General features: G+C 71.6%; 15 protein-coding genes and 1 riboswitch. Of the genes, 6 read left to right on the top strand and 9 right to left on the bottom strand.

The genetic code is table 11. The features are described from left to right. The first annotated feature begins 72 nt into the window (after positions 1-72). Positions 73-354 carry an HPr family phosphocarrier protein gene (locus ACIQGV_RS00460; RefSeq protein WP_402488350.1) on the top strand — a complete coding sequence of 94 codons (282 nt, stop codon included), beginning with the start codon at positions 73-75 and terminating at the stop codon, positions 352-354. A 191-nt stretch (positions 355-545) separates the two neighbouring features. On the opposite strand, the gene ACIQGV_RS00455 is transcribed toward ACIQGV_RS00460, so the two are convergent. From ACIQGV_RS00455 to ACIQGV_RS00440, 4 genes are all read right to left on the bottom strand, one after another. After that, positions 546-1,226: a GntR family transcriptional regulator gene (locus ACIQGV_RS00455; protein ID WP_402488348.1), complete on the bottom strand. Its 681-nt coding sequence runs from the start codon at positions 1,224-1,226 to the stop codon at positions 546-548. Positions 1,227-1,416: 190 nt separating this feature from the next. Further along, the gene (locus tag ACIQGV_RS00450) at positions 1,417-2,181 is read right to left on the bottom strand and encodes a M23 family metallopeptidase (protein ID WP_402488346.1); all 765 of its coding nucleotides are present in this window, start codon (positions 2,179-2,181) and stop codon (positions 1,417-1,419) included. 12 nt (positions 2,182-2,193) lie between these two features. Continuing rightward, positions 2,194-2,357: riboswitch (cyclic di-AMP (ydaO/yuaA leader) on the bottom strand. A 235-nt stretch (positions 2,358-2,592) separates the two neighbouring features. Beyond that, positions 2,593-3,981 carry a M16 family metallopeptidase gene (locus tag ACIQGV_RS00445; RefSeq protein WP_402488345.1) on the bottom strand — a complete coding sequence of 463 codons (1,389 nt, stop codon included), beginning with the start codon at positions 3,979-3,981 and terminating at the stop codon, positions 2,593-2,595. Beyond that, positions 3,978-5,384, bottom strand: a complete 1,407-nt coding sequence (locus tag ACIQGV_RS00440; protein WP_402488343.1) for a M16 family metallopeptidase — start codon at positions 5,382-5,384, stop codon at positions 3,978-3,980. The genes ACIQGV_RS00445 and ACIQGV_RS00440 overlap by 4 nt, the downstream gene beginning before the upstream one ends. A 295-nt stretch (positions 5,385-5,679) precedes the next feature. On the opposite strand from ACIQGV_RS00440, the gene ACIQGV_RS00435 reads away from it, so the two are divergent. Beyond that, positions 5,680-8,133: a DNA topoisomerase (ATP-hydrolyzing) subunit A gene (locus tag ACIQGV_RS00435; RefSeq protein WP_402488340.1), complete on the top strand. Its 2,454-nt coding sequence runs from the start codon at positions 5,680-5,682 to the stop codon at positions 8,131-8,133. On the opposite strand, the gene ACIQGV_RS00430 is transcribed toward ACIQGV_RS00435, so the two are convergent. Further along, positions 8,130-9,188 (bottom strand): CobW family GTP-binding protein, encoded by a 1,059-nt coding sequence (locus ACIQGV_RS00430; protein ID WP_402488337.1) that lies wholly within the window; start codon positions 9,186-9,188, stop codon positions 8,130-8,132. The two genes, ACIQGV_RS00435 and ACIQGV_RS00430, sit on opposite strands and share 4 nt — an antisense overlap. Positions 9,189-9,507: 319 nt before the next feature. Further along, a complete protein-coding gene (locus ACIQGV_RS00425) occupies positions 9,508-10,677 on the bottom strand; it encodes a citrate synthase/methylcitrate synthase (RefSeq protein ID WP_402488335.1) in 1,170 nt (389 codons plus the stop codon). A gap of 117 nt (positions 10,678-10,794) precedes the next feature. On the opposite strand from ACIQGV_RS00425, the gene ACIQGV_RS00420 reads away from it, so the two are divergent. From ACIQGV_RS00420 to ACIQGV_RS00405, 4 genes are all read left to right on the top strand, one after another. After that, positions 10,795-12,051, top strand: coding sequence for a citrate synthase (locus ACIQGV_RS00420; RefSeq protein ID WP_402489442.1), 1,257 nt, complete (start codon positions 10,795-10,797; stop codon positions 12,049-12,051). 54 nt (positions 12,052-12,105) lie between these two features. Further along, positions 12,106-13,047 (top strand): sucrase ferredoxin, encoded by a 942-nt coding sequence (locus ACIQGV_RS00415; RefSeq protein ID WP_402488332.1) that lies wholly within the window; start codon positions 12,106-12,108, stop codon positions 13,045-13,047. 264 nt (positions 13,048-13,311) lie between these two features. Further along, entirely contained in the window at positions 13,312-14,988 is a 1,677-nt protein-coding gene (locus ACIQGV_RS00410) for an ATP-binding protein (RefSeq protein WP_402488329.1), read from the top strand. Next, positions 14,985-15,665 carry a response regulator gene (locus ACIQGV_RS00405; protein WP_402488326.1) on the top strand — a complete coding sequence of 227 codons (681 nt, stop codon included), beginning with the start codon at positions 14,985-14,987 and terminating at the stop codon, positions 15,663-15,665. Before ACIQGV_RS00410 ends, ACIQGV_RS00405 begins: the two co-directional genes overlap by 4 nt. 227 nt (positions 15,666-15,892) lie before the next feature. Here the strand turns inward: ACIQGV_RS00405 and ACIQGV_RS00400 are convergent, their stop codons facing one another. The 3 genes from ACIQGV_RS00400 to ACIQGV_RS00390 form a co-directional block, all read right to left on the bottom strand. Continuing rightward, positions 15,893-17,485 carry a cation acetate symporter gene (locus ACIQGV_RS00400; protein ID WP_402488324.1) on the bottom strand — a complete coding sequence of 531 codons (1,593 nt, stop codon included), beginning with the start codon at positions 17,483-17,485 and terminating at the stop codon, positions 15,893-15,895. Then, on the bottom strand, positions 17,482-18,033 hold the full coding sequence (locus ACIQGV_RS00395; protein ID WP_402488322.1) for a DUF485 domain-containing protein: 552 nt from the start codon (positions 18,031-18,033) through the stop codon (positions 17,482-17,484). Before ACIQGV_RS00395 ends, ACIQGV_RS00400 begins: the two co-directional genes overlap by 4 nt. Before the next feature lie 90 nt (positions 18,034-18,123). Then, positions 18,124-20,247 carry a type IIA DNA topoisomerase subunit B gene (locus ACIQGV_RS00390; protein ID WP_402488319.1) on the bottom strand — a complete coding sequence of 708 codons (2,124 nt, stop codon included), beginning with the start codon at positions 20,245-20,247 and terminating at the stop codon, positions 18,124-18,126. Positions 20,248-20,665: the final 418 nt, after the last annotated feature.

The following is a 20,665-nucleotide window of genomic DNA, read 5'->3' as shown; positions in this document are numbered from 1 at the left end:
CCCGTTCCGGGCACGCCCCACGTTGTGGAACACTGGTCTAGACAACCCTGAGCAAGTGAAGGGCAGCATCACATGGCTGAGCGCCGCGTCAACGTCGGCTGGGCCGAGGGCCTCCACGCCCGCCCCGCCTCCATCTTCGTCCGAGCCGCCACGGCCGCCGGCGTCCCCGTGACGATCGCCAAGACCGACGGCAACCCGGTCAACGCGGCTTCCATGCTGGCCGTGCTCAGCCTGGGCGCCACGGGCGGCGAGGAGATCGTCCTGGCCTCCGACGCCGAGGGCGCCGACGCCGCTCTCGACCGCCTGGCCAAGCTGGTCTCCGAGGGCCTCGAGGAGCTCCCCGAGACCGTCTGAGCCGCTTCGGCGGCCCGGCACGGGGCCGCGTCGTCCGCCCGGACGGCGCGGCCCCGTTCTTTTCTCGTTCACCGGCCGGAATTATCGGCGCACACCGAAGGGCGCACAGCCCGAATTACGGCCGCACGCGAAAAAGGGCAGCGGAAATACACCCGCCCCGAATAGCCACTTCTTTGTATACGGTGCGCGTGTTAATGCCGCACACCCGACATGTTTACGGGAGGTTGCGAGGTCCTCACACGGTCGCCGGGAAAGCGCAGCCGGTGCGCGGCGCTCGCCCGTTCGGTGTGCAGGGCGGTGATCGTCCGCGCGCGTTCGCCGTCCCCGCGCGCGACGGCGTCCACGATCGCGCCGTGCTCGGCCCAGGACTCCACGGGCTGGGCGGGCGCGTCGACCGTGTACATCCAGGCGATCTTGTGCCGCAGCTGGGCCAGCACCGTCACCAGGGCGGGGCTGCCGGACGCCTGGGCGAGCGTCTCGTGGAACCACGCACCCAGGGAGCGCAGGTCGTCGCTGGTGCCCCTCCTGGCCCGCTCCTGGCCCAGCCTCACCAGACCGCGCAGCACCTTCAGATGGGCCTCGGTGCGCCGCTGGGCGGCTTTCGCCGCGCCGAGCGGCTCCAGCAGCAGACGCATCTCCAGCACGTCCCCCGCCTCCTGCTCGGTCGGCTCCGCGACGCACGCGCCCGCGTGCCGCCGCGTCACCACGAACCCCTCCGCCTCCAGCGTGCGCAGGGCCTCCCGCACCGGGACGCGCGAGACGCCGTAGCGACGTGCGAGCAGTTCCTCGGTGAGCCGGCCGCCGCGTTCGTAGACACCCGCGATGATGTCGTCCCGGATCGCCGTGCACACCGAGTGCGCCGGAACACGCATGACCGACCTCCGCCTTAATCCCCGTGAAACGTCGACGATTGACGTGTGTTCCGTGACTCTATTGCAATGAGCCGGAATTTCCGACGGCGGACCGGAATCCATGGATATTTTTTGGACAACCGGCCCCCGCGGGCGACGGAAAACCGAAAGCCCCGGCTCGGGAGCCGGGGCTTCGGGGAAGAACTGTCGCTCAGATGTTCACACCGTGCGAGCGGAGGTAGAAGACCGGGTCGAGGTCCGAGCCGTACTCCTGGGTCGCGCGGGCCTCGAAGTGCAGATGCGCGCCGGTGACGTTGCCGGTGGCGCCGGACAGGCCGATCTGCTGTCCCGGGGTGACCGACTGGCCCACCGCGACCGCGACGGAGGACAGATGGCCGTACTGGGTGTACGTGCCGTCGTGCATCCGGATGACCACCTGGTTGCCGTACGCGCCGCCCCAGCCGGCCTCGACGACGGTGCCCATGCCGACGGACTGGACGACCGTGCCGCTGGAGGCGTGGAAGTCGACGCCGGTGTGGCTGCCGGAGGACCACAGCGTGCCGCCGGTGCGGTAGCCGGTGGACACGTAGGAGCCGGCGATCGGCGACACGAAGGTGTTCAGGCGCTTGCGCTCGGCCTCGCGGGCGGCGCGCTCCTGGGCCTCGCGGGCGGCCTCGGCGCGGGCCTCGGCGCGCTTGACGGCGGCCTCCTCGGCCAGCTGCTCGGCGAGCGCCTCCTCGGCGGCCACCTTCTGCGCGGTGGCCTGGGCGTCGATCTGGTCGGCGACGGTGTCGCCGATGGTGACGACCGGCAGCAGGCCGGTCTGCTCGGGCTCCGGCTCGGCGGCCAGGGCCGGCGCGGCCAGGGTGCCGATGACACCGGTGGTGGTGAGCGCGGCGACACCCGCCGCGCGGACGGTGGAGTGCTGCATCCGGCTGGGACGACGGTGCTTCCCGGTGGCGCGCGTGAACGCCATGAAGTGGCTGGTCCTTTCCTTCCCTCTCGCCTACCGGGTTAGCTGACGGGTTCGGAGCAGGAAGGTCTCCTACGGACCCCCTCGCCTCAGGCGCGGGCATCCGATTCACCCCAGGGACTTCGGTGGGTCCCCGGCTCCCCCGGCTCGCGCCGTGGGGGACTCGGCGATGGCTGTCCGGTGCCGCGGTTGCGGCGCACTGCCTGACGTACAGCCCGCATGACGCTAAGGGGATCATCTTTCGATCCTCAAACCGATCGGGGTTTTTGTAGCGCACGCCACAGGGCAGACAGGCAGCCTCTCCCGCAACCCATCGCCAACTCGGACAAATTCAGATAAACATGGAGCCCTGGTGACGCTCCGGTCACCAGGGCTCCATGCGCGCGTGCTGTCGGCGTACGCCTCCGCTCGGCTCTACTCGGCCGTGACGACGGTGACTTCGCCGATGCCGAGGGCCTCGACGGGCTCCTTGATCTGAGCCGCGTCACCGACGAGGACGGTCACCAGGCGGTCCACCGGGAAGGCGTTGACGACGGCCGCCGTGGCCTCCACCGTGCCGGTGGCGGCGAGCTGCTGATACAGCGTCGCCTGGAAGTCGTCGGGCAGATGCTGCTCGACCTGGTCTGCCAGCGTGCTCGCGACGGCGGCGGCCGTCTCGTACTTCAGCGGCGCCACCCCGACGAGGTTCTGCACGGCCACGTCCCGCTCGGTGTCGGTCAGACCGTCCGCGGCGAGCGTGCGCAGCACCATCCACAGATCCTGCAGCGCCGGACCGGTGTTCGGGGTGTCGACGGAGCCGCTGATGGCGAGCATCGACACGCCCGAGCCGTCGGGCGCGGAACGCAGCACCTGGCCGAACGCCCGCACGCCGTAGGTGTATCCCTTCTCCTCGCGCAGGACGCGGTCCAGGCGGGAGGTGAGGGTGCCGCCCAGGCAGTACGTGCCGAGCACCTGCGCGGGCCACACACGGTCGTGGCGGTCGGACCCGACACGCCCGATCAGCAGCTGCGTCTGGACCGCCCCGGGGCGGTCCACGACGACCACCCGGCCCCTGTCGTCGGCGCTGACCGGCGGCACGGGCCGCGGCGCCGCCTTGGAGCCCGTCCAGGCGCCCAGGGTCTCCCCGAGCAGGGCGTCCAGGTCGACGCCCGTCAGGTCGCCGACGACCACGGCGGTGGCGGTGGCGGGGCGCACATGGCGCTCGTAGAAGGCCCGCACGGCCGCGGAGTCGATCGCGGCGACGGTCTCCTCGGAGCCTTGACGCGGCCGGGACATGCGCACGGAGGCCGGGAACAGCTGCCGGGACAGCTCCTTGGCCGCCCGGCGGCCCGGGTTCGCCATCTCGTGCGGGATCTCGTCGAGCCGGTTGGTCACCAGCCGCTCGACCTCGCTGTCGGCGAAGGCGGGCGCCCTGAGGGCGTCGGAGAGCAGCCCGAGCGCCTTCTCCAGGCGGGAGGCCGGGACCTCCAGGCTGAGGCGGACACCGGGATGGTCGGCGTGCGAGTCGAGGGTGGCGCCGCAGCGCTCCAGCTCGGCGGCGAACTCCTCGGCGGAATGCTTGTCGGTGCCCTCGGAGAAGGCCCGGGCCATGATCGTGGCCACGCCCTCCTGGGCGGCCGGCTCGGCGTCGAGCGGTGCGTCCAGCAGCACCTCGACGGCGACGACCTGCTGGCCCGGGCGGTGGCAGCGCAGCACCGTCAGGCCGTTGTCGAGCGTCCCGCGCTCGGGCGCCGGGAACGCCCACGGCTTGGCCGCGCCCGCCTCGGGCCGGGGGTGGAAGTCCATCGGGGCGAGCTCGGTCACTTGGCCGTCTCCTCGTTGTTGATGTCGCCGGCCTCCACCGTGGCTTCGGCCTCCGGGTCCTCGGGGAAGTCCTCGTCCTCGGTGTGCTCCGCGGACTCGGGGGACAGCGGCTCGTAGACGAGCACGGCGCGGTTGTCGGGGCGCAGGCGCTCCCTGGCGGTCTCGCGGACCTCCTCGGCCGTCACCTCCAGCACGCGCTGCACCGCGGTCAGGGCGAGCTGCGGGTCGCCGAACAGGACGGCGAAGCGGCACAGTTCGTCCGCGCGGCCGGCGACGGTGCCGAGCCGGTCCAGCCACTCGCGCTCCAGCTGGGCCTGGGCGCGCTCCATCTCCTCGGCGGTCGGTCCCTCCTCGGCGAACCGGGCGAGCTCCTCGTCGATGGCGGCCTCGATCACGGGCACCTCGACGTCGCCGGAGGTCTTCACGTCCAGCCAGCCCAGCGAGGGCGCACCGGACAGCCGCAGCAGACCGAACCCGGCCGCGACGGCCGTACGGTCACGGCGTACGAGCCGGTTGTACAGGCGGGAGGACTCGCCGCCGCCGAGGACGGTCAGCGCCAGGTCGGCGGCGTCGCACGCGCGCGTGCCGTCGTGCGGCAGCCGGTAGGCGGCCATCAGCGCCCGCGCGGGCACCTCCTCCTCGACGACCTCGCGCAGCTGCTCGCCGATGACGTCGGGCAGGGTGCCGTCGCGCGGGGCGGGCTTGCCGTCGTGCCCGGGGATGGAGCCGAAGTACTTCTCGATCCAGGCGAGCGTCTGCTCGGGGTCGATGTCGCCCACCACGGACAGGACCGCGTTGTTGGGCGCGTAGTACGTCCGGAAGAACGCACGCGCGTCCTCCAGGGTCGCCGCGTCCAGGTCGGCCATCGAGCCGATGGGCGTGTGGTGGTACGGGTGGCCCTCGGGGTAGGCGAGCGCGGTCAGCTTCTCGAAGGCGGTGCCGTAGGGGACGTTGTCGTAGCGCTGGCGGCGCTCGTTCTTGACGACGTCGCGCTGGTTCTCCATCGACTCGTCGTCCAGGGCGGCGAGCAGCGAGCCCATGCGGTCGGCCTCCAGCCAGAGGGCGAGCTCCAGCTGGTGGGCGGGCATGGTCTCGAAGTAGTTGGTGCGCTCGAAACTGGTGGTGCCGTTGAGCGAGCCGCCGGCGCCCTGCACCAGCTCGAAGTGACCGTTGCCCTTGACCTGGGCGGAGCCCTGGAACATCAGGTGCTCGAAGAGGTGAGCCAGGCCGGTGCGTCCCTTGACCTCGTGACGGGAACCGACGTCGTACCAGAGGCACACCGCCGCGACCGGGGTCAGATGGTCCTCGGAGAGCACCACGCGCAGGCCGTTGGCCAGGCGGTGCTCGGTCGCTGTCAGGCCGCCGGAGCCTGCCTGGTCTGTGGCCGTGTGACCCATGGGCATGTACGTCCCTTCGATCGCGGATGCGGTTGCTGAAAACCGCTGTTCTCCTGCCGGTCCTGCCACTGTATGCAAGCGTGCGGACGGCCGGTGGAGTTCCCGGCCGCCGTACGCCGAGAGCGAGATCCCGTAGCCTGCGGACAGTCATGCCACCACGGGCGATGCCGGGTCCTGTTCCGGTGTTGTCAGTGCCGAGGTCCACAATGGTCCGCGTCAGAATCCGTTCACGCTTCCGCAGGAGCGAGCCGAAGGGGTGCGACCCCAGGCGAACGACCAGAACAAAAGGAGCCAGGCAGCGATGGCCCGCCGCAGCACGAAGACCCCGCCGCCCGACGACACGTACGAGGAGAAGATCCTCGACATCGACGTCGTCGACGAGATGCAGGGCTCCTTCCTCGAGTACGCCTACTCGGTCATCTACTCCCGGGCCCTCCCGGACGCCCGCGACGGCCTCAAGCCGGTGCACCGGCGCATCGTCTACCAGATGAACGAGATGGGGCTGCGCCCCGAGCGCGGCTATGTGAAGTGCGCCCGCGTGGTCGGCGAGGTCATGGGCAAGCTGCACCCCCATGGCGACGCGTCGATCTACGACGCCCTGGTGCGCATGGCCCAGCCCTTCTCGATGCGGGTGCCCCTGGTCGACGGCCACGGCAACTTCGGCTCGCTGGGCAACGACGACCCGCCCGCCGCGATGCGGTACACCGAGTGCCGTATGGCCGAGGCCACGAGCCTGATGACGGAGTCGATCGACGAGGACACGGTCGACTTCGCGCCGAACTACGACGGCCAGGAGCAGGAGCCGGTCGCCCTTCCGGCCGCCTTCCCGAACCTGCTGGTCAACGGCGCCTCGGGCATCGCGGTCGGCATGGCCACCAACATGCCGCCGCACAACCTGGGCGAGGTCGTCGCCGCCGCCCGCCACCTGATCCGCTACCCGAACGCGGACCTGGACGCCCTGATGCGGCACGTCCCGGGCCCCGACCTGCCCACCGGCGGCCGGATCGTCGGCCTCTCCGGGATCAGGGACGCCTACGAGACGGGCCGGGGCACCTTCAAGATCCGCGCCACCGTGTCGGTGGAGACCGTGACGGCCCGGCGCAAGGGCCTCGTCGTCACGGAGCTGCCCTTCACCGTGGGCCCCGAGAAGGTCATCGCCAAGATCAAGGACCTGGTCGGCTCGAAGAGGATCCAGGGCATCGCCGACGTCAAGGACCTCACCGACCGTGAGCACGGCCTGCGCCTGGTCATCGAGATCAAGAACGGCTTCGTGCCGGAGGCCGTCCTGGAGCAGCTCTACAAGCTGACCCCGATGGAGGAGTCCTTCGGCATCAACAACGTGGCCCTGGTCGACGGCCAGCCGCTCACCCTGGGCCTGAAGGAACTGCTGGAGGTCTACCTCGACCACCGCTTCGAGGTCGTGCGGCGGCGCAGCGAGTACCGCCGGGGCAAGCGCCGCGACCGGCTGCACCTGGTGGAGGGCCTGCTCACGGCTCTCGCCGACATCGACGAGGTCATCCGCCTCATCCGGTCCAGCGAGAACAGCGCACAGGCCAAGGAGCGCCTGATGGAGCGCTTCTCCCTGTCGGAGATCCAGACGCAGTACATCCTGGACACGCCGCTGCGCCGGCTGACCAGGTACGACCGCATCGAGCTGGAGGCGGAGAAGGAGAAGCTCAACGCGGAGATCGCGGAGCTGACCCGGATCCTGGAGTCGGACGCGGAGCTGCGCAAGCTGGTCTCGGCCGAACTGGCCGCGGTGTCGAAGAAGTTCGGCACCGAGCGCCGTACGGTCCTGCTGGAGTCGGCGGGCACCCCGGCCGCCGCCGTACCGCTCCAGGTCGCCGACGACCCCTGCCGTGTGCTGCTGTCGTCGACCGGTCTGCTGGCCCGCACGGCGAACGCCGAGCCGTACGAGGACACGGACGGCAGGCGCACCAAGCACGACGTGATCGTCTCGGCGGTTCCCGCGACCGCCCGCGGGGAGATCGGCGCGGTCACCTCGGCGGGCCGGCTGCTGCGGATCAACGTCGTCGACCTGCCGCAGCTCCCGGACACGGCGTCCGCGCCGAATCTCTCGGGCGGGGCGCCGCTGGCGGAGTTCGTCTCCCTGGAGGGCGACGAGACGGTGGTCTGCCTGACCACGCTGGACGAGTCCTCCCCCGGGCTGGCCCTCGGCACGGAACAGGGCGTCGTCAAGCGCGTGGTGCCCGACTACCCGTCCAACAAGGACGAACTTGAGGTCATCACCCTCAAGGAGGGCGACCGGATCGTCGGCGCGATCGAGCTGCGCACGGGCGAGGAGGACCTGGTCTTCATCACGGACGACGCCCAGCTGCTGCGCTACCAGGCCGCGCAGGTCCGCCCGCAGGGCCGTCCCGCGGGCGGCATGGCGGGCATCAAGCTCACCGAGGGCGCGAAGGTCATCTCGTTCACGGCGGTCGACCCGGCGGTGGACGCGATGGTGTTCACGGTGGCCGGCTCGCGCGGCACCCTGGACGACTCCGTGCAGACCACGGCCAAGCTGACGCCGTTCGACCAGTACCCCCGCAAGGGCCGCGCCACCGGCGGTGTGCGCTGCCAGCGGTTCCTGAAGGGCGAGGACTGCCTGTCGCTGGCCTGGACGGGCGCCGTCCCGGCCCGGGCCGCGCAGAAGAACGGCACGCCGGTCGAGCTGCCCGAGCCCGACCCGCGCCGCGACGGCTCGGGCGTGTCCCTGGCGAAGACGGTGTCGGTCGTGGCGGGCCCGGTCTAGGGGCCGGGTTCCGCCGAGCCCTGCTCGTCGGGCTCGCGTACGTAGCGCAGGACGCCCCACATGCCGAATTCGTCGGCGTGCGGGGCGTCGCTCGCGCAGGCTTCCAGCTCCTTGGCGAGCGCCCGGGTGTCGATCCCTGCGCCGATGAGCACGAGCTGGGTGAGGGGCGCGTCGCCGCCCGGCCACGGCTCGGGCTCGAAGCGCAGGAACCGGCCCACGGCGTGGACGCCGTAGCGGTTGCGGACGTCGTACGGCCCGAAGTCGGCGTATCCCTTGATCCGGTACAGCCCCTCGGAGCGGCTGTCGAGGAACGCCATCAGCCGGCGCGGGTCCATCGGTGTCCGTGAGACGAACGACAGGGTGTCGTAGGCGGAGTGGAGATGGCCGTCGTGGACGTCGTCCGCGGTGTGCTCGTGGAGGTCGTCGAAAGAGAGCTGTCCGATGCGCTCCTCGCTCGGCCGGCAGTCGAAGAGGAACTCCGGGTCGAGGCGTCCGTAGGAGGCCGGCACGACGGCCGCCCCGGCGGCGAGGGTGCGCACGAGGCCGAGCACCCGCCCGGCGTCGGCGGCCCGGTCGGTCTTGTTGACGACGACGAGATCGGCGAGGGCGAGATGCCGGTCGATCTCGGGGTGCCGGGCGCGCGTGCCGTCGAACTCGGCGGCGTCGACGACCTCGACCAGCCCGCCGTAGACGATGTCCGGCAGCTCGCTGGCCAGCAGCATGCGCACCAGTTCCTGCGGCTCGGCGAGTCCGCTGGCCTCGACGACGATGACGTCGACACCGGCCTCCGGACGCGCGAGCCGCTCCAGGTAGACGTCGAGTTCACTCGCGTCCACCGCGCAGCACAGGCAGCCGTTGCCGAGGGAGACGGTCGAGTCGCCGAGCGCACCGGCGACGGCCATCGCGTCGATCTCGATGGCCCCGAAGTCGTTGACGATCGCCCCGATGCGGCTGCCTCCGCTGTGGTGCAGCAGATGGTTGAGCAGGGTGGTCTTGCCGGAGCCGAGAAATCCGGCGAGCACGACGACGGGGATCTGCCGCGGACGGGGACCCAATGTGCGACCTCTCTCACGCCCACGCGCGCACCGGATCGCGGCCGGGGCACGCCTTCGAGGATGGAATGCCGCCCCAGGATACGAGCCGTGGGCAGGACAGTTCGTCGCATTGCCGACTGTCGGCTGTCGGCCGTCCGCCGTCGACTGTCCCTGTCCGCCGTCCGTCGTCGGCCGTCGTCCGTCGTCCGCCGTCCGCCGTCGGTCGTCGTCCCGTTCCGGACGTCCGGGCCGGGCGTCCCCGGGGCCGCAGGGCTCCGGAGCCGCCCCTGCCGTCCTACGGCGGTCCGCCGCGGTCCGCCGTGGTCCGCCGCGGGCCGGATCAGGCGGCCGTCGGCGGGACCGCGACCGGCGGCACCGGACCCACATAGCGTGCGACCGGACGGATGATCTTCGGGTCCTGGGCCTGCTCCAGGATGTTGGCGCTCCAGCCCACCACGCGTGCCGCCGCGAAGGTCGGCGTGAACATCTCGCGCGGCAGCCCGCACAGCTCCATGACCAGGCCGGCGTAGAACTCGACGTTCGTGTGGAGCTCACGACCGGGCTTCAGCTCGGCGAGCACCGCCTCCACCCCCCGCTCGACCCGGACGGCGAAGTCGACCCGGGACCCGCCGAAGTCCTGCGCGATCTCGCGCAGCATCCGGGAGCGCGGGTCCTCGGTCCGGTAGACGGCGTGCCCGAAGCCCATGATCCGGTCACCGGCCAGGACGCGCTCCCGCACCCAGGAGTCGATCCGCTCCGGGGTGCCGATCGCGTCCAGGGTGTCGAGCGCCCTGCTGGGCGCCCCGCCGTGGAGCGGGCCCGACAGCGCGCCGACGGCGCCCACGAGACAGGCGGCGACGTCCGCGCCCGTCGAGGCGATCACCCGCCCCGTGAAGGTTGATGCATTGAATCCGTGATCAATGGTCGAGATCAGGTATTGCTCGATCGCCCGGGTGCACCGGGGATCCGGCTCGACGCCGGTCACCATGTACAGGTAGTTGGCGGCGTGGGAGAGGTCGTCGCGCGGCGGGACCGGGTCGAGTCCTCGGCCCAGCCGGTACAGCGCCGTCAGCAGCGTGGGCACGGCGGCGGCGGCCGCCACCGCGTCCGCGCGGCGCCGGTCCGCGTCGAGGTCGTACACCGGCCGGAAACCCTTGGCGGCACCCAGCAGCGACAGCGCCGTGCGCAGTCCGGCGAGCGGGCCGGAGCGCCCGCCCGCCGCGGCGATGGCGGGCAGTGCCGCCGCCACCTGCCCGGGCAGGTGGCGCAGCGCGGCCGTCTCGGCGAAGAACGCGGCGCCGCGCGCGGCGTCGGGGAGTTCGCCGTGGACCAGGAGATGCCAGACGTCCTCGAAGCCGCGGGTCTGCGCGAGCTCGACGGCCGAGTACTGGCGGTAGTGGTAGAAGCCCTCGCGCCCCCGTACGTCGCCGATCTGGGTGTCGGTGACGACGACACCCGAGAGTCCTCGCGGTACGTCGACGAGAGTTGCTGCGGATCGGTTGACGGACATGTTTCCTCCCTGGACTTGATTCGACTGTCCATGGTTGACTCAATGTCTGTCAATATTGATTGACTCAATATTTCATCAACCTGTTGTGAATGTGGATACGGTGACCCCATGACCTCCATGCGCGATCAGCAACCCGGTGCCGGCCCCGCGGAACGACGGCTGACCACCAAGGAGGCCGCCGAGGTGCTCGGCGTGAAGCCGGAGACCGTGTACGCGTACGTCAGCCGCGGCCAGCTCAGCAGCCGACGCGTGCCGAACGGCCGCGGCAGCACGTTCGCCGCCGAGGAGGTCGAGGCGCTCGCACGGCGCAACAGACGCGAGAGCGCGGCGAGTCCGGCCCTCGGCGGAGAGCTGTCCGTGCGGACGCACATCACGCTCATCGAGGAAGACCGGTACTACTTCCGGGGCGTGGACGCGACACAGCTCGCCGCCCGCCACTCGTACGAGGAGATCGCCGAGTGGCTGTGGACCGGGCAGATGCGGCCCGGGGTCTCCTTCGCAGCCCCCGAGGCATCGGTCGCCGTGGCGCGTCGCGCGGTCGACGCGCTGCCCGAACACGCCGGCCCCGCCGACCGGCTGCGCGTCGCCGCCATCGCCGCGGCCACGGCCGACCCCCTGCGCTTCGACCTGTCCGAGGACGCCGTGCTCGGCACCGCGCGCACCCTCGTCCCGACCCTCGTCGCCGCGCTGCCCCCGGTGCTCGGCCGCCGCCGCGACGAGGGCCCGCTGGCCCACCGCCTGTGGCCGCGGCTGTCCGGCAGACAGCCCGACGAGGCGTCGCTGCGCGTCCTGGACACGGCGCTCGGTCTGCTGGCCGACCACGACCTGGCCGCCTCGACACTTGCGGTACGGGTGGCCGCCTCGGCCCGTGCGCACGCCTACGCGGCGGTGTCCGCGGGACTGGGCGTGATCGAGGGCCCGCTGCACGGCGCGGCGAGCGGGCTGGCCCACCGCATGCTGCTGGAGGTGCTCGACCAGGGCGACGCGGGACCCGTGATCGCCGAGGAACTGCGGGCGGGCCGGCGTGTCCCCGGACTCGGGCACCGGCTCTACGCCAGCGAGGACCCCCGCGCGCGTGCCCTGTTCGCCCTCCTGGAGGAGGTCCCCGGCGCCGCGCCCGCGCTCGCCGCCGCCCGCGACGTCATGAAGACGACCGCACGCCACACCCCGCTGCACGCCAATGTGGACCTCGCCCTCGCGGTGTTCACCGTGTCCTCGGGAATGCCCGCCACGGCCGGGGAGACCGTCTTCGCCGTCGCGCGGACCGCGGGCTGGATCGCCCATGCGCTGGAGGAATACGGCGAGCGGCCGCTGCGGATGAGGCCGAGCGGGCTCTACGTCGGCCCCAGAGCGCCTCGACCCCTGCCGGAGTAGGACACGAGCCCGGCGAGAAGTCAGCTCGGGTCAAGTCAGGTTAGGCTCACCTCTGTGAGTACGTGTGCGACCGTCTCGCGGGACTTCGACGAGCCCGTTTCCGGGACCGCGGCCCCGGCGAAGACCTGGCTGCTGCTGGAGCAGCCGGGCCCCTGGGGTGCCCGGGCGCTCACCTCCAGCCACCTGGACCCCGCTCTCGGGCGTGCCCTGGAGGCCGCCGCGAAGGGCACCGGCGTGCGCATCGCGCTCATCCGCCGCTCCGGACGCCATGCCGACAGCCACTCCCCCGCAGCCCGCCGGGTGTACGTGTCCCACACCGTGCCGGGCCGGGTCTGGCTGCGCGAGGCCACGACCGTCGATCCCCGGCTGCTGCTCGACCTGGACTTCGCCGCGCTCGGCCGGGGCGACCACAGGTCCTTCGACGCGGCGCTGGGGGGCCGGCCCCACACGGACGGCCCGCTGGCCCTGGTGTGCACCAACGGCAAGCGCGACCGCTGCTGCGCCCTTCTCGGCCGCCCCCTCGCGGCCGAGCTCACCGCCTCCGGAACCGACGGTGTCTGGGAGGTCACCCATCTGGGTGGTCATCGTTTCTCCCCCACCGTGCTCGTCCTGCCCTACGGCTACGCGTACGGCCGCGCCGAGGCCCACGGCCTCAGGGAAGTGCTCCACGGCGTCCGGGAGGGCCGGATCGTCGTGGACGGCTGCCGCGGCGCCTCCGCGTGGGAGCGGCCCGGCCAGGCGGCCGAGCTGGCCGTGCGCGAGGCGGCGGGCGAGTACGCCGCGGAGGCGCTCAGTGTCGTCCGCACCGACGGGGCGGCCCCTCGCTGGGAGGTGACCGTCGCACACGTCGACGGGCGCCACTGGCGGGTGAGCGTGGCCCAGGGAGCATCCCTGCCACCGCGTCCGGAGAGCTGCGGCACGTCGATCCTCGGCGCACCCGCGCGGATGGACGTGGTGTCCGTGCGCGAACTGCAGACGGCTGCGCTGGCGAGCTGACTCGGGGAGACGGGACGCCCGCGCCGAGGCCGGTGCCGGCGCATCGATCCGCCCGGCCCCATTGCGGCGCGACCGTCGGCCTGCCCGATCCCGCCATGACGTAGGGCGGTGATCCATGCATTCGGCACCCGATCCCCGCATTCGGTGCCCGATCCCTCTGCCCGGCGTCGATCTCGTCCACATTGATCAATGGCGTCGACTCGTTCAAGAGATCAATGCCACACCCTTGCGGCAGCCGAGGGCGGTCCACGTACCGTCGGGGACATGAGCCCCACTCCCCCCGCACGCCGTCTGCGGCTCGGCCTGCCGCGCCGGGTGTTCTCGCAGGTGCTGCTCATGCAGGTGGCGATCGCCGCGGGGGTCGCGGTGCTCGCGACCGGGCTGTTCCTCGCGCCTCTCGGCGACCAGCTGGACGACCAGGCGATGCGCCGCGCGCTGGCCATCGCGCAGACCACCGCGGCGCAGCCGCGCATCGCCGAGGACGTCGTGACCACGCCCGCGACCGCCGACGGGCCCGTGCAGCGGGAGGCGGAGCGCGTCCGGGAGGCCACGGGGGCCGAGTACGTCGTCGTGATGGACCGGCGGGGGGTGCGCTGGTCGCACACCGAGCCCGCGGAGATCGGCCGGAAGGTCTCGACCGACCCCAGCCAGGCGCTCGCGGGCCACGAGGTCATGGAGATCGACGAGGGCACCCTGGGCCGCTCCGCACGCGGCAAGGTGCCGTTGCGTGACGGCCAGGGCGACATAGTCGGCGCCGTCTCTGTGGGCATCGCGTACGACAGCGTCAGGGACCGGCTGATCCACGCGATCCCCGGGCTGTTCGCCTACGCCGGCGGTGCCCTGGCGGTCGGAGCGCTGGCCGCCTGGCTGATCGCCCGCCGGGTGCAGCGGCAGACACGGGACCTGGCCTTCTCGGACATCTCCGGACTGCTCGCCGAGCGCGAGGCCATGCTGCACGGCATCCGTGAGGGTGTCGTCGCCCTGGACCGTTCGGGCCGTATCCGCCTGCTGAACGACGAGGCCGGGCGCCTGCTGGGCGTCGGGGACGAGGTCGTGGGCCGTTCCCCGGACGAGGCGCTCGGCGAGGGGCGCACCGCGGACGTGCTCACGGGCCGTGTCACCGGCACCGACCTGCTGACCGTGAGCGGCCCGCGTGTGCTGGTCGCCAACCGCATGCCGACCGACGACGGCGGGGCCGTCGCCACCCTGCGCGACCGCACCGAACTGGAGCAGCTCGGCCGGGAACTGGACTCGACCCGCGGCCTGACCGACGCGCTGCGCGCCCAGGACCACGAGCACGCCAACCGCATGCACACCCTGCTCGGGCTGCTGGAACTGGGGATGTACGACGACGCCGTCGACTTCGTCGGAGAGGTCGTCGGCGACCACCGGGCCACCGCCGAGCAGGTCACCGAGAAGATCCACGACCCGTTGCTCGCCGCCGTCCTGGTGGGCAAGGCGACCGTCGCGGCGGAGCGTCAGGTGGCCCTGCGGGTGTCGGACCGCACCTGTCTGCCCGACCGGCTGGTGGACCCCAGGGGGCTGGTCACCGTCGTCGGCAACCTGGTGGACAACGCCCTCGACGCGGTCGCCGGCTCCGCGCACGCGCGCGTGGAGGTCGAGCTGCACCCCGAGGGGCACGCGGTCGTGCTCCGGGTGCGGGACACGGGCCCCGGCGTCCCTCCTGAGCAGCGGGAGCTGATCTTCACCGAGGGCTGGTCCACCAAGGAGCGCCCCGCGCACCGGGAGCGGGGCATCGGGCTGTCCCTGGTACGCCGGCTCGCCGAGCGCCAGGGCGGCACGGCGACCGCGGGCGAGGCCCCGGGCGGCGGCGCGGAGTTCACCGTCGTCCTGCCCGAGGCACTCGCCGGCCCGGACCTGGAAGCCGCCCTGACCGTGCCGTCCCCCGGGCGGACGGCCCCCGAGGAGGAGTCGCGATGATCGAGGTCCTGGTCGTGGACGACGACACCAGGGTCGCGCGTGTGAACGCCGCGTACGTCGAGAAGGTGCCGGGCTTCCATGTGGCGGGCGAGGCGCACACCGCCGCCGAGGCGCTGAGCAGGCTGGAGGAGCTGCCCCACCTGGATCTGGTGCTCATGGATCACTGTCTGCCGGACGAGACGGGGCTGGAGGTCGTCCGGGAGATGCGCCGCCGCGGCCACCACACGGACGTGATCATGGTGACGGCGGCCAGGGACGTCTCGACGGTGCAGGAGGCCATGCGGCAGGGGGCGCTCCAGTACCTGGTCAAGCCGTTCGCGTTCGCGGGGCTGCGCATCAGGCTGGAGGCGTACGCGCGGCTGCGCCGCACCCTGGACGGCGGCGGCGAGGCCGAACAGGCGGAGGTCGACCGGATCTTCGGTGCCCTGTCCGCCTCCTCCGAGCCCGACCTGCCGAAGGGGCACTCCCCCACCACCGCGGAGCTGGTGCGGCAGGCGCTGATGCATGCCGACGGCCCGCTGTCGGCCCAGGAGATCGCCGAGCGCACGGGGGTGAGCCGCCAGACCGCCCAACGCTATCTGAAGCTCCTGGAGCGCACGGGCCGCGCCACCCTGACCCTCAAGTACGGTGACGCGGGCCGCCCGGAGCACCGCTACGTCTGGGCGACCCTCACCTGATCCCGGTCGGCCCGCACCTGATCCCGGTCGGCCCGTACCTGGACCGGTCGGCCCGCACCTGATCCCGGTCGGCCCGTACCTGGACCGGTCGGCCCGCACCTGATCCCGGTCGGCCCGTACCTGGACCGGTCGGCCCGTACCCGCGCCTGGACCGGGTGGCCCGTACACGTGCCTGGACCGGGTGGCCCCGGCGGGTCCGCGGACGCCGCGTCGGGTGCGCCGCCCCGCTACACCGCTCCGGCCCCCGTCAGCGACCGTACTTCGGTCTCGGCGTGCTTGGCCTCGTCGGGCTCCTCGGTGGAGGTGACCGTGCCGAGCCAGCCCGCGAGGAAACCCATCGGGATGGACAGCAGACCAGGGTTCTGCAACGGGAAGACCTGGAAGTCCACGCCCGGGAACAGCGAGTCGGGGCTGCCCGACACCACGGGTGACAGCACGACCAGCAGCACGGCCGGGACCAGCCCGCCGTAGACCGCCCACACCGCGCCGCGTGTGGTGAACCCGCGCCAGAAGAGCGAGTAGAGCAGCACCGGAAGATTCGCGGACGCCGCGACGGCGAAGGCCAGACCCACGAGGAAAGCGACGTTCAGGTCCCGGGCCAGCAGCCCCAGCGCGATCGCGACCACGCCGACGCCGACCGCGGCGATCCGCGCCACGGCCACCTCGCTGCGCGGCTTGGAGTTCCTGCGCCGCAGGGACGCGTACAGGTCGTGGGCGACGGACGCGGAGGAGGCCAGCGTGATGCCGGCGACCACGGCGAGGATGGTGGCGAAGGCGATGGCGGCGACGACCGCGAACAGGACCGTCCCCCCGGTGGAGTCCGCTCCGCCGCCCAGGTCGAGCGCAAGCAGCGGGACGGCCGTGTTGCCGGAGGCGTTCGAGCCGCGTACGGCGTCTGGTCCCACGATCGCGGCCGCGCCGAAGCCCAGCACGATCGTCATCAGGTAGAAGCCGCCGATGAGCCCGATCGACCAGACCACGGACCGCCGCGCGGCCCGCGCGGTGGGCACGGTGTAGAAGCGCGACAGGATGTGGGGCAGCCCGGCCGTGCCCAGCACGAGGGCCAGGCCCAGACTGATGAAGTCGAACCGGGCGGTCCAGTCCCCGCCGTACCTCAGCCCGGGTGCGAGGAACTTGTCGCCGTGCCCGCTGCGTTCGGCCGCGGTGCGCAGCAGGTGGTCGAAGTCCCCGTGGAACCGGACCAGGACGAGCACGGTCAGCGCAATCGCCCCGCCCATCAGCAGGACCGCCTTGACGATCTGGATCCAGGTGGTGGCGCGCATCCCTCCCAACGACACATAGATCACCATGAGCGCGCCGACCCCGATGACGGTCCAGGACTGCGCCGCCTCGCTCGTGCCGCCCAGCAGCAGCGCGACCAGGCTGCCCGCACCCACCATCTGCGCCACCAGATAGAGAACGGACACGGCGACCGAGGAAGTTCCCGCAGCGATCCGGACCGGCCGTTCACGCATCCGCGCCGCGACGACGTCGGCCAGCGTGAACCGCCCGCAGTTGCGCACCAGTTCGGCGACCAGCAGCAGGACCACGAGCCAGGCGACCAGGAAGCCCACCGAGTACAGCAGGCCGTCGTAGCCGAACAGGGCGATCAGCCCGGAGATGCCGAGGAAGGACGCGGCCGACATGTAGTCGCCCGCGATGGCGAAACCATTTTCTATGGGAGAGAACAGCCGCCCGCCGGCGTAGAACTCCTCGGCGGAGCCGTGCCGTCTGCGGCTCACCCATGTCGTGATCGCCAGGGTGACGGCGACGAACGCGCTGAACAGCAGCAGGGACAGGGTCTGGTGATCGAGCGTCACGGAGCACCGCCCCGCGCACCGCGCGCCAGCTCCTGGGTGTCCCAGCGCAGTTCGAGCGCGGCCCGGTCCCGGCGGAGCCGGGCATGGCGGGCGTAGGCCCAGGTGAGGGCGAAGGTCGTGAGGAACTGCCCGAGTCCGGCGAGCATGGCCACGTTGACCGCGCCCACGACCGGACGGCCCATCAGCCCGGGCACGGTCGTGGCCGCCACGACGTACCCGAGGTACCAGACGAGGAAGGCGGCGACGGCCGGCACGACGAACCCGCGGTACCGGCCGCGCACCTCCTGGAAGGCGGCGCTGCGCTGGACCGCGAGATACACGTCGGCGGTGGCGAGGGCCTCGTCGCGGTGCTCCACGCGCGCGGGGGGCACGGCCCCCGCGGCCTCCTCCGACTCGCCCCAGCCCGCGGCCAGCGCGTCGTACCAGGGATCGTCGTAGGCCACCGGGCCGGAGGGGTCGGGGAGCTGGTGTTCGGTGGCCCGGTGGCGGTCCGCCGGTCTCGCGGGACCGTCCCCGCCCGAGCGGGGACGGTCATGGGTTGAATGCATGCCCAAGGATGGACAGACCGGGAAGATCCCTGGCTCTTCTTCCTCGGGCTGTTCACCCCTTCAGGTGACCCGCCCCCGCGCGGGCGGTGATCAGGCGTCGATGCGCGACCGGTCGAGCGTCGCCGCGGAGCTGGAGATGAACTCCTTGCGCGGCGCCACGTCGTTGCCCATGAGGAGGTCGAAGACCTGCTCGGCCGCCTCCAGGTCGGACAGGTTGATCCGGCGCAGGGTGCGGTGGCGCGGGTCCATGGTGGTCTCGGCCAGCTGGTCGGCGTCCATCTCGCCGAGGCCCTTGTAGCGCTGGATCGAGTCCTTGTACCGGACGCCCTTGCTCTGGAACTCCATGAGCTTGTCGCGCAGTTCACGGTCCGAGTACGTGTACACGTACTTGTCCTGACCCCTCTTGGGCTGGCTCAGCTCGATCCGGTGCAGCGGCGGGACCGCGGCGAAGACCCGGCCGGCCTCGACCATGGGCCGCATGTAGCGCTGGAAGAGCGTCAGGAGCAGGCAGCGGATGTGCGAGCCGTCCACATCGGCGTCGGTCATCATGATGATCTTGCCGTAGCGGGCCGCGTCGATGTCGAAGGTGCGCCCCGAGCCCGCCCCTATGACCTGGATGATCGCGCCGCACTCGGCGTTCTTCAGCATGTCGGTGACGGACGACTTCTGGACGTTGAGGATCTTGCCGCGGATCGGCAGCAGCGCCTGGAACTCGGAGTTGCGGGCCAGCTTGGCCGTGCCGAGCGCGGAGTCCCCCTCGACGATGAAGAGCTCGCTGCGGTCGACGTCGTCGCTGCGGCAGTCGGCGAGCTTCGCGGGCAGCGACGAGGACTCCAGGGCCGTCTTGCGGCGCTGGGCGTCCTTGTGCTGGCGGGCCGCGATACGGGTGCGGGCCGCGGCGACGACCTTCTCCAGCACCACCCGGGACTGCTGCGCGGCATCACGCTTGGTGGCCGTCAGGAACGCCTTGAGTTCCTTGGAGACCACGTTGTTCACGATGCGGCGGGCCGCCGAGGTGCCGAGCACCTCCTTGGTCTGCCCCTCGAACTGCGGCTCGGCGAGACGGACCGTGACGACGGCGGTCAGACCCTCCAGGGCGTCGTCCTTGACGACGTCGTCCTCGGCGACGCGCAGCAGCTTCTTGGCACGCAGCACCTCGTTGATGGTCTTGGCGACCGCCTGCTCGAAGCCGGCGACATGGGTGCCGCCCTTGGGCGTGGCGATGATGTTGACGAACGACTTGGCGGTCGTCTCGTAGCCCGTCCCCCAGCGCAGTGCGACGTCGACGCCGAGCTCGCGCGTGACCTCGGTCGGCGTCATCTGCCCGTGCTCGTCGAGGACGGGGACGGTCTCCTTGAAGGTGCCCTGTCCGGTGAAGCGGAGGATGTCGCAGATGGCCTTGTCGGAGGCCAGGTACTCGCAGAACTCGCTGATGCCGCCGTCGTAGCGGAAGGACTCCTCGCCCTTGCTGCCACCCTCGCCGAGGCCGTACTCGTCGCGGACGACGATGGTCAGGCCGGGCACCAGGAACGCGGTCTGGCGGGCGCGCTGGTGGAGGTGGTCGAGGGAGAGCTTGGCGTCCTTGAGGAAGATCTGGCGGTCGGCCCAGTAGCGCACGCGCGTGCCGGTGCGCGTCTTGGGCAACCGCCTGGACTTGCGCAGTCCGCCCTTGGCCTCGAACTTCGCGTCCGGGCCGCTCGCGGCGAAGGCGCCGGGGACGCCGCGCCGGAAGCTGATGGCGTGGGTGCTGCCGCCGCGGTCGACCTCGACGTCCAGCCGCGCGGACAGGGCGTTGACCACAGAGGCGCCCACGCCGTGCAGACCGCCGGAGGCGGCGTAGGAGCCGCCGCCGAACTTGCCGCCGGCGTGGAGCTTGGTCATGACGACCTCGACCCCGGACAGACCGGTCTTGGGCTCGACGTCGACGGGGATGCCGCGGCCGTTGTCGCGCACCTCCACCGAACCGTCGTCGTGCAGGATCACCTCGATGTGGTCGCAGTACCCTCCGAGGGCCTCGTCCACGGAGTTGTCGATGATCTCCCACAGACAGTGCATCAGACCGCGACTGTCGGTGGATCCGATGTACATACCCGGGCGCTTGCGTACGGCCTCGAGGCCCTCGAGGACGAGCAGGTGCCGCGCGGTGTAGTTGGAACCGTCCCGGTCTGCTCCTGCCAGCAGCGCTGTGGACGGCACGGACGTATCGGCGGTCACGCGGTTCGCTCCTCGCTGAATTTCAGGTGGGGCCCTTCTGGGTAAGGGCGCGGCTTCGGTTGCCGCTCAGAGGGTACCGATGCCTGGTAGAGCCGTTGTAACGCCACCCTCACCCAGAAGACAGACTAGTCCAGGATCGTATAGGTGTTCGATCCCTCGATGGGGTGAAGTACATATCACGTTCCCTTCGAGGCATGAACCATTTAGGCTCCGGGCACGTCCTCATGAACAACCGGCAACCCCGCCGGGAGGACCTGACACCGACAGACAGCGCGAACCCGTACGACACACAGACACGTGATACGGCACATTCGCCGCCAACCGGCAGCAGACAGCCACTCGGAAAGATTTTTCGAAAGAAAGCCTCGAGCGGGAACGATTTCGGGCTGGTTGGATGTTGACCCTGGTACGACAGCTC

The organism is Streptomyces sp. NPDC093094 (assembly GCF_044754345.1).
In the GTDB taxonomy this organism is placed as follows: Bacteria; Actinomycetota; Actinomycetes; order Streptomycetales; family Streptomycetaceae; genus Streptomyces.
Note: the sequence above shows the minus strand (reverse complement) of the source record. Positions and strands in the feature narration are given on the sequence as shown.

What these genes read in the sequence shown, in the direction of transcription:
- ACIQGV_RS00460 (WP_402488350.1), top strand. Translation starts at nt 73, where the DNA reads ATGGCTGAGCGCCGCGTCAACGTCGGCTGGGCCGAGGGCCTCCACGCC.
- ACIQGV_RS00455 (WP_402488348.1), bottom strand. Translation starts at nt 1,226, where the DNA reads ATGCGTGTTCCGGCGCACTCGGTGTGCACGGCGATCCGGGACGACATC.
- ACIQGV_RS00450 (WP_402488346.1), bottom strand. Translation starts at nt 2,181, where the DNA reads ATGGCGTTCACGCGCGCCACCGGGAAGCACCGTCGTCCCAGCCGGATG.
- ACIQGV_RS00440 (WP_402488343.1), bottom strand. Translation starts at nt 5,384, where the DNA reads ATGCCCATGGGTCACACGGCCACAGACCAGGCAGGCTCCGGCGGCCTG.
- ACIQGV_RS00435 (WP_402488340.1), top strand. Translation starts at nt 5,680, where the DNA reads ATGGCCCGCCGCAGCACGAAGACCCCGCCGCCCGACGACACGTACGAG.
- ACIQGV_RS00425 (WP_402488335.1), bottom strand. Translation starts at nt 10,677, where the DNA reads ATGTCCGTCAACCGATCCGCAGCAACTCTCGTCGACGTACCGCGAGGA.
- ACIQGV_RS00420 (WP_402489442.1), top strand. Translation starts at nt 10,795, where the DNA reads ATGCGCGATCAGCAACCCGGTGCCGGCCCCGCGGAACGACGGCTGACC.
- ACIQGV_RS00410 (WP_402488329.1), top strand. Translation starts at nt 13,312, where the DNA reads ATGAGCCCCACTCCCCCCGCACGCCGTCTGCGGCTCGGCCTGCCGCGC.
- ACIQGV_RS00405 (WP_402488326.1), top strand. Translation starts at nt 14,985, where the DNA reads ATGATCGAGGTCCTGGTCGTGGACGACGACACCAGGGTCGCGCGTGTG.
- ACIQGV_RS00395 (WP_402488322.1), bottom strand. Translation starts at nt 18,033, where the DNA reads ATGCATTCAACCCATGACCGTCCCCGCTCGGGCGGGGACGGTCCCGCG.